This is a genomic window from Stenotrophomonas sp. TWI602, from assembly GCF_039674045.1.
Taxonomy (GTDB): domain Bacteria; phylum Pseudomonadota; class Gammaproteobacteria; order Xanthomonadales; family Xanthomonadaceae; genus Stenotrophomonas.
Genome location: NZ_JBDJMT010000001.1, coordinates 107,561 through 120,567, shown reverse-complemented (window position 1 = coordinate 120,567; position 13,007 = coordinate 107,561). Strand labels below are relative to the sequence as shown.

Genomic DNA, 13,007 nt, shown 5'->3' with positions numbered 1-13,007 from the left:
GCAGGCGTTTTCAGCCTTGATCCAGATCAAGTCGAACGCGACAGCGCGTCGCCCCCCCACTACCCGGCGCATATCCGGCCGCCCAAACGCAGCGCGCCGGGCAATGCCCGGCGCGTTGTGGCACTACGGTCGCCAGTGCTCAGCGCGGGCCGAGCACCACGGTCATGTCATCCCCCTGCGGCATGCCGGAACGGCGCTGCACCATTCCCTGGGCGTCCTTGAACAGAATGCCGGGTGTGCCCTGGAAACCGAGCTCGATCATCAGCACCTGATTGGCATCGAGCTTGTTGGCGACTTCCGCCGTCAGCGATGCCGCCGGCTTGATGCCGCCCTTGTCGAACAGGCGCTCGTTCTCCAGCAGCGCAGCGCTGGGGTTGGGCGCGGTGAGGATCGCGGCCGCCTTGGCGGGGCTGTCTTCGCGGATCACACCGACCATCACGTGGCGCAGCTGCACCTTGCCCGCGTCCACCCACGGCCGCGCGGCCTCCCAGAACCGATGGCAGTACGGGCAGTTCGCATCGCTGAAGGTATAGACGACGCGCGGCGCGTCAGCCTTGCCGTCACGCACCCACGCACTCTCCTCGAGCTTCTTCCACGAGCGCTCGGACATCGGCTTGGCCACCAGCTTCTCCAGCGGCGCGGCGCCCACATCTTCACCGTTGGCATCGAACAGACTGCCCACCACGACATTCTTCCCATCGGCCGTCACATACGCCGCCGCCGGTTGTTGCCCCCCCACCACGCCGGCAAAACCGCGCAGGCCGCCGGGTGCGTCGAACTCGCCGATCACTTCGAACCCATGCTTCTCGATGCCCTTCAGCACCGCCGGGCGTTCACCGCCGGCTTTCTCGGCCGTGGCCTTCGGCGTCTGCGCCTGGCTGCAGCCGGCCAGTGTGATCAGCAGCACGGCGGACAGCGCGGTGATCAGCGTGCGCGAGGATTTCAACGTCATGGAGACTCCTGGATTCATGGAACAAACGACCCGCGACCCTTACAGGTCGTCGAGCTTGGATTGCAGGCCGGCGGCTGTCAGCTCGCCCAGGTGCAGGTGCCGCAGCCGGCCCTGCCCATCGAAGAACAGGGTAGTCGGATACGCATGTACCTGCAGCCGTTCGGCAACACGCGCCTCTTCGTCGAGCAGCACATTGCGCAGCGACAGGTGTTCGGCCGACATGAAGGCATCCACTTCCTCACGCGTCTCGCCCTGGTTGACGAACAGGAAGCGGATATCAGGATGGCGCTGCTGCGCGCGTGCCAGTACCGGCATTTCGCGGCGGCACGGGCCGCACCAGCTCGCCCAGAGGTTGATCACCACGGGCTCGCCGCTGGTCTCGTCAAGCGCGACGGGCGCGCCCTGCAGCGATGTCAGCGTGATCGCCGGCAATGACACCCGCGATTGCTGCAGCCAGCCGGCGCCCGTGGACAGCACGGCCCAACCGACAAGGCCTGCCAGCGCAGCGGCACCCACGGGGCGGCGCAGGGTGGGCCAGCGACGCAGGCGCCACCCGCCCCACCCCAGCCCGACCAGCAGTGCCGGCCACAGCAGGAACCCGCCATCGCCGACACGCAGCACCGACCAGGGATCGGCCACATAGTCGCCTGCATGCCAGATCACGAAACCTGCCCGCCCGGCGAGCAGGCCCAGCAGCAGCATGTCCACCACCACCGATCGCGGACGCGGTGCGCCCTCGATTGCCGGAGCACGCACCACACTGGCCACCAGCATCGCAATGCCGAGACCCACCAACACCCACACGACCGCAAGCGGTACCGGGCCTACACTGCTGATCATTGTTTCTCTCCGCGATCGCCCGGGACCTGCCACGCGGCGACGGCTGTTGCATCGGGCCCGCCGGCATGGTCCCAGCAAGGCGTCAATGGATCAAGCGTGCCGGTGTTGCGCGATTCAGGCCGCCGAGCGGAGCGGTTCGACCGCCCGGGTGCCGGGGTGCGACGCCGCACGCTCACGCTGCTGCGCGGCCACCTGGCGCCGATAGCGTGTCGGCGTCAGCCCGACGATGCGCAGGAACAGCCGCCGGAACGCACTCTGGTCGGAGTAGCCCACCGCCCACGCCACCTGGTCGACCAGCCCGCCCGCCTGCAGCAGCAACTGCGCCTTGGCGATGCGCAGGCGTTGGCAGTACTCGATCGGACGCATGCCGGTCGCTTTGAGGAACCGGCGCTGCAGGGTCCGCGGCTCCAGGCCGGCCTGTGCGCAGATGTCGTCCAGCCCCGCGCCGCGTGCGGCGATGCCGTGCAGCCAGCGCTGTGCCTTGAGGATGCAGCGGTCGCCGTGGGCGAAATTCGGGCTGAAACGTTCCAGGTCATGCAGTTCGGTGCGCGGGATCACCAACTGCAGCTGCTGGATGACGGTGTTCATCACGCTCTGCCCGTACACCCGGGCCAGCAGGCGCAGGCTGAGGTACTTCCAGGCATCCTGGCCCGAGGAGGTCAACAGGTCACCATCATCGACCAGGGTGCGTTCGCTGGGCAGCCAACTGGGCACCATCGTGCGCAGCGCCGGGCAGCGCGCGGGATCGGGAACGCTGACCGAGCGCCCGGCCAGCACGCCGGCGGCGGCCAGCAGCAGCCCGCCTTCGTCGCAGCCGGCGAGCAGGCTGCAGCCATCGTGGCATTCCTGCAGCCAGGCCAGCAGACGCTCATCCGGCGGCGCCATGGTCCAGCTGGATTCACTGCCCGGCACCACGATGATCGCGGGCAGCGCATCGCCGAACAGTTCCACCCCGGCAACCCGCTGCATGCCGCGGGCGGACATCGTCCAGCGGGTGACCAGCATCCGTGCGCCGGTGCGGCGGCCGGCGGCTACCGTGCGGTTGCACCGCTGGGCCAGCTCGGAGAGGATCGGGGCGGCGGCACGCAGGCTGCCGGGGAATTCGACCACGGCGACTTCCATCAGGGTTGGCGTGTCCGGCCGGCGGTCCGGCTGCAACGTGTTGCGGGGTGCGTCCATGGCCATTCTCCTGGGACAGTGTCTGCCAACGTGGGGCTGGCAGAACAGATCGATACATAAGATGGCCTGAGGCTACGGCCGTCCCGGGAGGGCGACCATGCAACTAGTTGTAAATTTCACGCCAACTGAATTTCCAGTGGCGTTCCAGCAAGGCTTGACTCTGGAGCAGACTCCAAGGTTCAGAATGGAGCGGTCATCCACGAGGTGCTCATGAACATTGGACAGCTCGCGCGCCAGGCCGGCGTGCCCATCGACACGGTGCGCTACTACGAACGGCAGCAGCTGTTGCCCACCGCACGGCGCAGCGCCGGCGGCTATCGGGTCTTCAGCGAGAGCGACCTGACGCGCCTGCAGTTCATCCGCCGCGCCAAGGCACTGGGTTTCAGCCTGGATGAAATCGCCGATCTCCTTGGCTTCAGCGATCAACGTGGCCAGGACATGGCGCAGATCCGCCACAGTGCGGTGAGCAAGCTCACCGACATCGAACAGCGCATCAACGAACTGCAGCGGATGCACGGCGCGCTCAAGCAGCTGGTCGATGCCTGCCCCGGGCATGGCGATCAGGAACAGTGCCCGATCCTGACGGCATTGACCGAGTCTCGCCAATGAACGCCACCCACGGCCACAGCAAGGCCTCCCGTGCGGACAACGGCCCAACCTGCTGCGGTGGCAAGACGTCGCCCGGCGCCGGGATGACCACCGACGCGGTCTGCGGCATGGCAGTCGACCCGGCCGCCACGGCCCACCATGCCCACCATGACGGCAGCGACTACCCCTTCTGCAGCGATGGCTGCCGACGAACATTCCTGGCCGACCCGCAGCGCTATCTGGATCCGGCATCGCACATCGCCGAACCAGGCCCCACCGGCACGTTGTACACCTGCCCCATGCACCCGCAGATCGTGCAGGAAGGCCCCGGCACCTGCCCGCTGTGCGGCATGGCGCTGGAGCCGAAGATGCCCAGCCTTTAGGAAGGCGAGAACCCCGAGTTGACCGACTTCCGCCGCCGCTTCTGGTGGAGCCTGCCGCTGAGTGTGGCGACGATGGCCCTGGCGATGCTGGCGATGACCCCCGTGCTGCATGGCCTTGCGCCCGATCTGCGGGTGTGGATCGAGTTGGCCCTGGCGACGCCGGTGGTTCTGTGGGCCGGTTGGCCGTTCCTGCAGCGCTGGGCGCAGTCGATCCGCAGCCGCAGCCCGAACATGTGGACCCTGATCGGGACGGGTGTGCTCGCTGCGTACGGCTACAGCGTGGTCGCCACCGTCGCGCCCGGTCTGTTCCCGCCGTCGTTCCAGCAGCACGGGCATGTCGGCGTCTATTTCGAGGCCGCAGCAATGATCATCTCGCTCACGCTGCTCGGCCAGTTGATGGAGCTGCGCGCACGGGCAAAAACATCCGCCGCGATCAAGGCGCTGCTCGGCCTGGCACCGAAAACCGCACGCGTGCTGCGCGCGGATGGCCGCGAGGAAGACGTCGACATTACCGCGCTGCAGCCCGGCGACCGCGTGCGCGTGCGCCCGGGTGAGAAGGTGCCCGTGGATGGCACGGTCGTCGAAGGCCGCTCCTCCATCGATGAATCCATGCTCACCGGTGAGCCGGTGCCAGTGGCCAAGGCCGTGGGCGACGCGGTGATCGGCGCGACACTCAACGGCACTGGCAGCCTGGTCGTCCGTGCCGATCGCCTTGGCGATGACAGCATGCTGGCGCAGATCGTGCAGCTGGTGGCGCAGGCGCAGCGCTCACGCGCTCCGATGCAGCGCATGGCCGACACCGTCGCGTACTGGTTCGTGCTGGCGGTACTGTCGGTCGCGGTGCTGACGTTCCTCGGCTGGGGACTGTTCGGTCCGGCGCCGTCATGGACGCATGCGGTACTGAGCGCGGTAGCGGTGCTGATCATCGCCTGCCCGTGCGCGTTGGGGCTGGCCACACCGATGACGATCATGGTCGCCACGGGTCGCGCCGCGCAGCACGGGGTGCTGTTCCGCGATGCCGAGGCGATCGAGGCACTGCGCCAGATCGACACGCTGGTGGTCGACAAGACCGGTACCTTGACCGAGGGCAAGCCAGCGTTCCGTGACGTACAGGCGGTGGCCCCCTTCGCTGCCGATCAGATTCTGCAATGGGCGGCCAGCCTGGACCAGGGCAGCGAGCATCCGTTGGCGGCCGCGATCGTGGCCGAAGCACGCGCGCGCGGGATGCCGCTGGCCAGCGTGGACGATTTCGATTCCCTCACCGGCATGGGTGTGCAGGGCGCGGTGGACGGCAGGCAGCTGCTGCTTGGCAATACCGCGTTGATGGACGAACACGGTATCGCGCTGGACACGCTGCGCGAACGTGCCGAGCACTTGCGCAGCACCGCGGCCAGCGTGATGTACCTCGCCGTCGATGGCCAGCTTGGCGGCCTGCTCGCGGTGGCTGACCCGATCAAGGCCTCCACCGCCGAAGCGATCGTGCAGCTGCACCGCGATGGCCTGCGCATCGTCATGGCCACCGGCGACGGCGCGGCCACCGCGGAAGCCGTCGCGCGGGAACTCGGCCTGGATGACGTCCACGGCGAGATGCGCCCCGCCGACAAGGCCGCGTTGATCCGTTCGCTGCAGGCGCAGGGCCGCAAGGTGGCGATGGCCGGCGATGGCATCAACGACGCGCCGGCGCTGGCGAGTGCGGACGTTGGCATCGCGATGGGCAACGGCACCGATGTGGCGATGTCGAGCGCACAGGTCACGCTGGTCAAGGGCGATCTGCGCGGCATCCTGCGTGCGCGCCAGCTGTCCACTGCAAGCGTGCGCAACATGCGGCAGAACCTGGGCTTTGCGTTTCTCTACAACGGCCTCGGCATTCCTGTTGCAGCCGGCGTGCTGTATCCGCTGGGCATCGTAATGTCGCCGATGTTGGCGGCGGTGGCGATGAGTCTGAGTTCGGTCTCGGTGATCAGCAATGCACTGCGGCTGCGCCATCAACGACTGCCCGGCGAGTGACCGCGGATTGCATGACGATATTTCTTCACTTTTTTCTTGCCAATCCAAAACGTCGTCGCTATGATTTCGCTCCTCACGACGTGGGGCCATAGCTCAGCTGGGAGAGCGCCTGCATGGCATGCAGGAGGTCGGCGGTTCGATCCCGCCTGGCTCCACCAATCCGATCATTAGGCCGATCAGATTGCAGTGACAAAATTTGAAGTTTTCGTGCGTCCCCATCGTCTAGAGGCCTAGGACATCACCCTTTCACGGTGGCGACCGGGGTTCGAATCCCCGTGGGGACGCCAGTTTCAAACAAACAGCCCTGACTTCGGTCGGGGCTTTTTGTTTGTGCCGCATCGAGCAACGCTCGGCATTGGCGGCCTGTTTTATCGCGTGCGTGCTGGTGCACTCGCGCGGGCAACGATCAGCCTCTGCAGATGGATGCCCGCATGCATTCTTTCTTCGGTATTTCAGAAAAAAGACTTGGCGAATGCTTCACGGCCGCGTAGAATTCCGCCTCCAGCATCGTGGGGCCATAGCTCAGCTGGGAGAGCGCCTGCATGGCATGCAGGAGGTCGGCGGTTCGATCCCGCCTGGCTCCACCACTCCGGACCTTAGGCCGTTCGGGTGTGCTGAACAATTTGATGAGTTTATGCGTCCCCATCGTCTAGAGGCCTAGGACATCACCCTTTCACGGTGGCGACCGGGGTTCGAATCCCCGTGGGGACGCCACTCATCAGAAGAACACCGAGGCCCGGCATGCCGGGTCTTTTTGTTCACCGCCTACTGCGGTTGCGATGCGGATGCCCGAAAGGCTTCCACAAACGTGAACAGGCAGATATACTAGGCGGCTTGCGGTACAACGTGGGGCCATAGCTCAGCTGGGAGAGCGCCTGCATGGCATGCAGGAGGTCGGCGGTTCGATCCCGCCTGGCTCCACCACTTCTCCGGACACAGGCCGTCCGATAGAAGCCAAAATTCGGTTTAACGCGTCCCCATCGTCTAGAGGCCTAGGACATCACCCTTTCACGGTGGCGACCGGGGTTCGAATCCCCGTGGGGACGCCAGCTTCAAACAAACAGCCCTGACCTCGGTCGGGGCTGTTTGTTTATGGGGCCTACGCCACCACCTTCGCCATGCCCACCGAGCGCGGCGCGGTCACGGTGAAACCGAACTGCGCATACAGCCGGTGCGCCTGGCCATCGGCGATCAGGCTCACATACGCACCTTGCGCATTCGCGTGCAGCCAGGCATCGAGCTCGGCCATCACCGCCTTGCCCAGGCCCTGCCCCTGGCGGTCCGGGACCACGGCGATATCCACCACCTGCAGGAAGCAGCCGCCGTCGCCGATGAGCCGGCCCATCGCCAGCAACCGGTCATCCTCGCGCAGGCTCACCCCGAAGACCGTGTTGGGCAGGCCACGCGCCGCCGCCTCGGCCGTTTTCGGGCTCAGGCCGGCCAGCACCCGCAGCGCGCGGTATTCCTCCACGCTGGGCGCCAGGGGGATGCAATGAACACCAGCAGGCAGCGACATGAGACGGGTCCGGCAATGAATGGACGCTCAGCATGCCCGAACGTATTCGCAGCATGTGCGACCCACCGGCCTATCCTGTCCCCCTGCCCACCCTGTTCCGTCGCCATGTGCTATTCCGCCCAGATCCGCGCCGATTACACCAAGCTGGTCCGTGAGTACGGGGCCATGCTGTCCCTGGACGAGTTCGCCCAGCTGTATGCCCACGACGCCGGCAAGCAACGCCCGAAAACGCCAAAGGCGATGGACGATGGCTTCGCCGGCGCGCGCACCGCGCAGGGCCAGGAGATCGTGGCGCGAATACAGCAATGGCATGCCGAGGAGATGCAGGCGCTGGATGAGGAGGTGCGCCTGCAGAGCGCCCGGCGGAAGGCGGCCGAAGAACACCTGGCCGCACGTCCCACGCAGAAGGCGCGCAATGAACTGCGCGTGGCGGGCAACCGGATTGAACGTGCGCAGACGCGCCTGTCCGATCTGCAGCGCGCCGGCCTGGTGCCGCGCGACAGCCGCATTTTCCCCGGCGTCTATGCGCCGGTGATCGTGTCCGAGCAGGGCCAGCGCGTGATCAAGCCGATGCGCTACCAATGCCGGCTGCCGGACAAGCCCGCGCGCAACGACGTGTTGTATCCCGGCACCTACAACGCGCGCCGCGACAGCCTGGAGGCGTACTGGAAATCCGCGTTCGGCCACCAGCATGGCGTGGTGGTGGTGCAGTCGTTCTACGAGCACGTGCCGCGGCATGCCCTGGAGCAGCGGATGCTGTCGCCGGGCGAGAAAGCCGAGAACGTGGTGCTGGAATTCAGCCCGCAGCCACCGCGCGATCTGTTGATCGCCTGCCTGTGGTCGGCGTGGGAAGGGCCGGAGGGCCGGCTGTTGTCGTTTGCCGCGATCACCGACGAGCCACCGTCCGATGTGGCACGCACCGGGCACGACCGCTGCATCGTACCGATCCGGCGCGAACATCTGGATGCCTGGCTGAACCCGGACCCGCACGACCTCGCTGCGCTGTACCGGATCCTGGACGATCGCGAACCGGTCACACTGGCGCACGCCGAAGCGGCGTGAGAGCTGCTCAGCCGACGACCGAATCGCCTATCCGTGCCCGCCCCAGCGCGGCATTCAACTCGGCCGTCAGGTAGGGCTTGGTCAGGATGATGCCTGCCCGGAAGGCTTCGGGGAGGTGCTCGGTCGCCATGCCGGTGGCCAGCACGAAGGGAATCTGGCGCGCGGCCAACGCCGCAGCAACCGCTTCACTGGTTTCATTGTTGGCCAGGCGGTAATCCAGCAGCACCACCTGTGGCTGGGTCTCGCCGAGCAGACGCAGCGCCTCGGATACCGAGGCCGCCAGCCCCACCACCACCGCGCCGGACTGCACCAACTGCATCTGCAGCAGGGCGGCACTCATTTCGTCGTTCTCGACCACCAGCACCCGAAGATCCTGCAGCGCGCTCATGACGACTCCCTGTATGGTTCAGCGCGATGAGTATAGCGTCCTGCGTAGGTGAAACCCTGACAGGAACTTAAGCATTCAGGTCTGCACAAACGTCGACATCTTGTATACACTACGCGGCCAGCCAGCCGAAGTGGCGGAATCGGTAGACGCAGCGGACTCAAAATCCGCCGCCCTTAAAAGCGTGTGGGTTCGAGTCCCACCTTCGGCACCATGGAATCAGAACGCCCTTTGTCATCAATGACTTAGGGCGTTTTTTCTTGTATGGAACCGAGTTGTGACCAGCGGCTGTGCCAACCCTTGGAGGTTGGATGAAGTCTCCGTCGCACCTGTACCGCCGCAATGGCACCTTCTACTTCCGCTGGGCCCTGACGCCGCCATGCCGAGCGAGACTCGCGCCCTGCCCGGCTGATGTTCGCCTAAGCCTCGCCACGCATCGACGCGCAGTTGCCCTGCAGCGCGCAGCTACCCTGTGGCTGCACGCACTGGCATTGGCGAGCCGCATCATTGCGGGAGGACCACCCTTCAGCTACAACAGCCTGCTTCATGAACTAAGAGGGAAGCTGGACGTGACTGACGCTACCGAAGCTGATGCGGGCGAAGCAGCGCCGAAAAAGGTCGCATTGGCGTCCCTTCTGGGAACGTCGGCCATGAAGGAGCTCCAGGAGGCCGTGGGCCTCCTCTATGCCCGGGGCGTCCCCCTAGCCATTCCAGTTCGATGCGCCGCTGACGTCTATATCCAAGAGGCGGTAGATGACCAGGAAACGGTGGACCGGCTATCAGAGAGGGTGCACAACTTCGTCGCTGAGGTCCGGTTGACCAGCGACCACATTGCGGAGGTCCTCTCGGCCGACAGCTATGAGTTTCATATCAAGGAGTTCTACTGGCATGCGAACCCAGCCGACGATGCACGCCCGCAAGACGGTCAGCTCATTGTCCCGGATGAGCCAATTCCATGCATGCTGCTTGACATCACCACCACGACAAAAGCCCTCGACTACCTGAAGGCAGCGCCTCCCAGAGCAGCTCTAGCAGCGCCAGTGCAGGCTGCGCCGCCCTCACTTCCACCCTTGTTCCAGACGACTCTATCGCGAGGGCTGGAAGAGTGGCTCCTGGCAAATCCCGATTGGGTACCATCCACCAAAGAGGCTGCCGGTTCGGCAGTACGTCATCTGGTTCAAATAGTAGGTGACAAGCCGCCAGCAGAAGTCACACCTCTCGAGCTGGCGGAGTTCGCAGCTTTTCACCAGAAATTGCCTTCCGACTACTTCTCTCGCCGCCAGAAGTACCAGGGCATGAGCATCAAACAAGTCATCGCAAACACAGAGAAGTCAGGCGTAGCAACTTTCAGCAGAAGCACGGCCGCCAACAAGGCCGAGTGGGTCAGTCGATTCTTCGCTTATCTTGAGAGCAAGGGGTACGTCGTTAAAAACGTAGCCGGTGGACTTGCCCCATCCACCAAGAAGCAGGATGGAAAGGAAGCCCGACATCCCTTCAGCAATGACGACATCCAGAGAATATTTGGACAGGCCGGCATCGACCTCATCTCAAAGTACATTGACAGAGAGAAGAAGCAGATAGCCATCTGGGGACCCCTAATCGGACTTTTCACAGGTGCGCGAGCGCAAGAAATTGCCCTGCTTACAGTCGAAAACGTCTACACCTACATCGACGGCACTGAAGTCATCGCAATAACTGACCAAAACTCCAATCAGTCGGGAGCTGCTCGCCTCAAGACCAGCGCAAGCAAGAGGCTGGTCCCGGTACACCCGACCCTGATAGAGCTTGGCTTCATGTCATTCGTTAGCGCCAGAAGACGCCAAAGTAGCAACGCCCTGCTATTCCCAGAGGTCGAAAACTACGCCGTGGTCCATAAGCGGCACACAGCGATGACGAAGTGGTTCAATGATGTTCTGCTTAAAAAGCTAGCTGTAAAGACAGCCAAGAAATCGTTCCACAGCCTTCGTCATTCGGTCATTCAGAAGTTCTTCGAAGATGGAACGAAGGCGTACAAGGCGCACCAGTTCACGGGTCACGAATTGTTCTTGCCTGCTGGCACCAAAGCAAGCACTCAAGTGAACACATATGGCCGCCAGTTCGAGCCCAATGAGTTGGTTGAGCTCCTCGTGCTACTGGATTACGAGGTCGATTGGTCAATCACCAAGGACCTTACCAAATCACTTGGATACAAGGCTTGATGACGTTGCACGCCATCTCTGGGGGCTTACCGCCCCCGAGAGATGGTACCTTCCCTGCGCGACTCGCAATAAAGCCAAACTTGTTAGGGGTCTCCCTAGCCTTCCTGCACAAAGCGACTGTCAACATATCGCCATGCCTTCTTGTCCGGAAGGGAGCGCACTTTTGGCGTGCTACTGGCCCCATCCAGGTAGAAGTTGGTTCCCCGAAATCGAGCGACATCTTCCTGGTACCCCGGGAGGACTTCTCGGCTGACATTGCGCCACTTTCCTTCAGCGTAGCGGTAGGCGGTCAGCTCATGGATGCCGGAATTTCCATCATAGTAGGCAACCAGCGTGTCGGTGGAGCCAGAGGGCAAGTACATCTGTGTAGCCGCATCAAGCTCAGCCAGCCCGGTAACCGCATCTATGCGAGCAAAGTCCGATGCGCTCAAGGTGTCGAAGTCAGGATGTGCTTTTAGCGCAGCTATGGCGTCATGGATGTTGTTGAAGCTGGACGATGCGCCTTCTGTCGTCTCGCAGTTCGGGGTCAGCGGCGACACTATTCGGTTGTCCTTCACCGATACCAGACGAGCCTGCAGGCGCGCGTCATACATCTCGTCCTCCGGAAGCAACGTCAGCGCGGTCAGGCCGACAGACGCTACGCCCTTTGCATCGTATCTGCATCCAGACTTTGCAACACCTCGTGGAAGGCCGAGCAACTTTGCTCCAGCAGAAGGGTTGCTCACGCACAGGGCACCGCCGTGCTGACGGAGCTGCGGACTCCGCGCGATGGAAGCTGAGTCCATCTGGAAGCAGAGATTCAGTCCCTCGTCCGTCTCCATCTTCGACGCATCTCGGTACTCCCACTGGCCGCTGACGTTAAGTAGGGCCTGTGCTTGAGACGCAAAGGGTACAAGTGCAAGAGCCGAGACCAATGTCATTCGCTTCAGCATCTATTCGTCCTTGATTCGGTCAGTTTGAGTAGGGAAGTCGGTAGACGGATTGTGCCCTGTAGCCAGGGTTCTGGGCTTCGGCTGTGCTTCGGGCCTGGTCTGGAGTTGCGGCATGGACCGCCACCACGAACGTGCCACTTCCACCGCCGGGACGACTCATTCTCACTTCATACGTTGCCATTGCGATGCACCTTCATCCTTGGGTTGGTCAGAGGGAAAGAACAGTCGTGAATTGCTTGAGCTTTGGGTCGTCCAGAAGTGCCTGAATTTCGCCGTATGGCGGGATGTTGCCCTCAATGTCCATACAGACGATGGTTGCCGCCCCATCATCGTAGAAGAAGGGCGCAATGCGCTCCTCCCCAGGAGAGAACGTCACACCCCTTAAGGAATAGACCTGCCTAGGCTTGCCTATCGCCCTGCCCTGTCCGTCGAAGCTGGCGCACTCCATGCTCACGCTACGCAAGGCATCCGAGTGGTTCTTCATGACGCAGTTGTAGCTGATGGCCGCCTTTCTTTCGCAAGAGGCGGGGCGTACGTATCCGAACGAGACCAGTTCATTTGGCCCATTGACTGCGGTGAGCTGGTTGCAACCGGCAAGAGGTAGAAGGCAGGCAACGAAAAGAGAGCGGGTGGCGCTCATGACACTCCTTGTGTGTTTGATTCATTGATGATTACCGCGCTGTCGCGCCTCCGGTTAAAGCCATCCCACCAGGAAGGCTTGCCCCGACCACGAGCCAGATGCGCTGGGGAAGGGCAGCCCCGGCCAGCCCGCCTGGACAGGCCTGCGCTCTGGCCACCGACGGACCATACGCACCCCAGGGCAGCACGAGCCAACTAACTCACTTGCACCTTACGTAGCGCTAGACCCCGCAAAAATCTTGTACCGCAACGGTCCTAAGCAGCTCTTTCAGCACCTTGATGGAGGAACAAACAAGTCCTCCAACAATCGAATGCTACAGATAATG

Annotated in this window: 10 protein-coding genes, 7 tRNA genes and 1 pseudogene; 11 read left to right on the top strand and 7 right to left on the bottom strand. The window is 63.5% G+C overall.

Going from position 1 to position 13,007, the window contains the following annotated elements; genetic code table 11:
* Positions 1-139: 139 nt before the first annotated feature.
* The 3 genes from dsbG to ABE483_RS00600 form a co-directional block, all read right to left on the bottom strand.
* Positions 140-952: a thiol:disulfide interchange protein DsbG gene (gene dsbG, locus ABE483_RS00610; protein WP_313211159.1), complete on the bottom strand. Its 813-nt coding sequence runs from the start codon at positions 950-952 to the stop codon at positions 140-142.
* A 39-nt stretch (positions 953-991) separates the two neighbouring features.
* A complete protein-coding gene (locus tag ABE483_RS00605; RefSeq protein WP_346480837.1) occupies positions 992-1,792 on the bottom strand; it encodes a TlpA disulfide reductase family protein in 801 nt (266 codons plus the stop codon).
* Positions 1,793-1,906: 114 nt separating this feature from the next.
* Positions 1,907-2,971 (bottom strand): helix-turn-helix domain-containing protein, encoded by a 1,065-nt coding sequence (locus ABE483_RS00600; RefSeq protein WP_313218656.1) that lies wholly within the window; start codon positions 2,969-2,971, stop codon positions 1,907-1,909.
* Positions 2,972-3,181: 210 nt separating this feature from the next.
* Here ABE483_RS00600 and ABE483_RS00595 point away from each other — a divergent pair, with 210 nt between their 5' ends.
* The 8 genes and pseudogenes from ABE483_RS00595 to ABE483_RS00560 all read left to right on the top strand — a co-directional run bounded on the left by ABE483_RS00595 (position 3,182) and on the right by ABE483_RS00560 (position 6,998).
* Complete coding sequence (locus ABE483_RS00595; protein WP_313218658.1) at positions 3,182-3,580, top strand: heavy metal-responsive transcriptional regulator; 399 nt, start codon at positions 3,182-3,184, stop codon at positions 3,578-3,580.
* A gap of 83 nt (positions 3,581-3,663) precedes the next feature.
* Positions 3,664-5,949 (top strand): annotated as a pseudogene (locus ABE483_RS00590) (heavy metal translocating P-type ATPase).
* An 82-nt stretch (positions 5,950-6,031) separates the two neighbouring features.
* Positions 6,032-6,107: transfer RNA gene (locus ABE483_RS00585), tRNA-Ala, on the top strand.
* A gap of 53 nt (positions 6,108-6,160) precedes the next feature.
* Positions 6,161-6,236 (top strand) — tRNA-Glu (locus tag ABE483_RS00580).
* Between the two features lie 224 nt (positions 6,237-6,460).
* Positions 6,461-6,536, top strand: a tRNA-Ala gene (locus ABE483_RS00575).
* A 51-nt stretch (positions 6,537-6,587) separates the two neighbouring features.
* A tRNA-Glu gene (locus tag ABE483_RS00570) sits at positions 6,588-6,663 on the top strand.
* Positions 6,664-6,797: 134 nt separating this feature from the next.
* Positions 6,798-6,873, top strand: a tRNA-Ala gene (locus ABE483_RS00565).
* 49 nt (positions 6,874-6,922) lie between these two features.
* Positions 6,923-6,998: transfer RNA gene (locus ABE483_RS00560), tRNA-Glu, on the top strand.
* 50 nt (positions 6,999-7,048) lie between these two features.
* On the opposite strand, the gene ABE483_RS00555 is transcribed toward ABE483_RS00560, so the two are convergent.
* Positions 7,049-7,465 (bottom strand): GNAT family N-acetyltransferase, encoded by a 417-nt coding sequence (locus tag ABE483_RS00555; RefSeq protein ID WP_102789523.1) that lies wholly within the window; start codon positions 7,463-7,465, stop codon positions 7,049-7,051.
* A 105-nt stretch (positions 7,466-7,570) separates the two neighbouring features.
* Here ABE483_RS00555 and ABE483_RS00550 point away from each other — a divergent pair, with 105 nt between their 5' ends.
* Positions 7,571-8,527 carry an SOS response-associated peptidase family protein gene (locus tag ABE483_RS00550; RefSeq protein ID WP_313218660.1) on the top strand — a complete coding sequence of 319 codons (957 nt, stop codon included), beginning with the start codon at positions 7,571-7,573 and terminating at the stop codon, positions 8,525-8,527.
* Between the two features lie 7 nt (positions 8,528-8,534).
* On the opposite strand, the gene ABE483_RS00545 is transcribed toward ABE483_RS00550, so the two are convergent.
* Positions 8,535-8,915 carry a response regulator gene (locus ABE483_RS00545; protein ID WP_313218662.1) on the bottom strand — a complete coding sequence of 127 codons (381 nt, stop codon included), beginning with the start codon at positions 8,913-8,915 and terminating at the stop codon, positions 8,535-8,537.
* 124 nt (positions 8,916-9,039) lie between these two features.
* On the opposite strand from ABE483_RS00545, the gene ABE483_RS00540 reads away from it, so the two are divergent.
* Positions 9,040-9,126, top strand: a tRNA-Leu gene (locus ABE483_RS00540).
* Between the two features lie 355 nt (positions 9,127-9,481).
* Positions 9,482-11,110, top strand: a complete 1,629-nt coding sequence (locus tag ABE483_RS00535) for a site-specific integrase (protein ID WP_346480836.1) — start codon at positions 9,482-9,484, stop codon at positions 11,108-11,110.
* 95 nt (positions 11,111-11,205) lie between these two features.
* On the opposite strand, the gene ABE483_RS00530 is transcribed toward ABE483_RS00535, so the two are convergent.
* Complete coding sequence (locus ABE483_RS00530; protein ID WP_346480835.1) at positions 11,206-12,042, bottom strand: hypothetical protein; 837 nt, start codon at positions 12,040-12,042, stop codon at positions 11,206-11,208.
* 208 nt (positions 12,043-12,250) lie between these two features.
* A complete protein-coding gene (locus tag ABE483_RS00525) occupies positions 12,251-12,682 on the bottom strand; it encodes a hypothetical protein (protein WP_346480834.1) in 432 nt (143 codons plus the stop codon).
* Positions 12,683-13,007 lie beyond the last annotated feature (325 nt).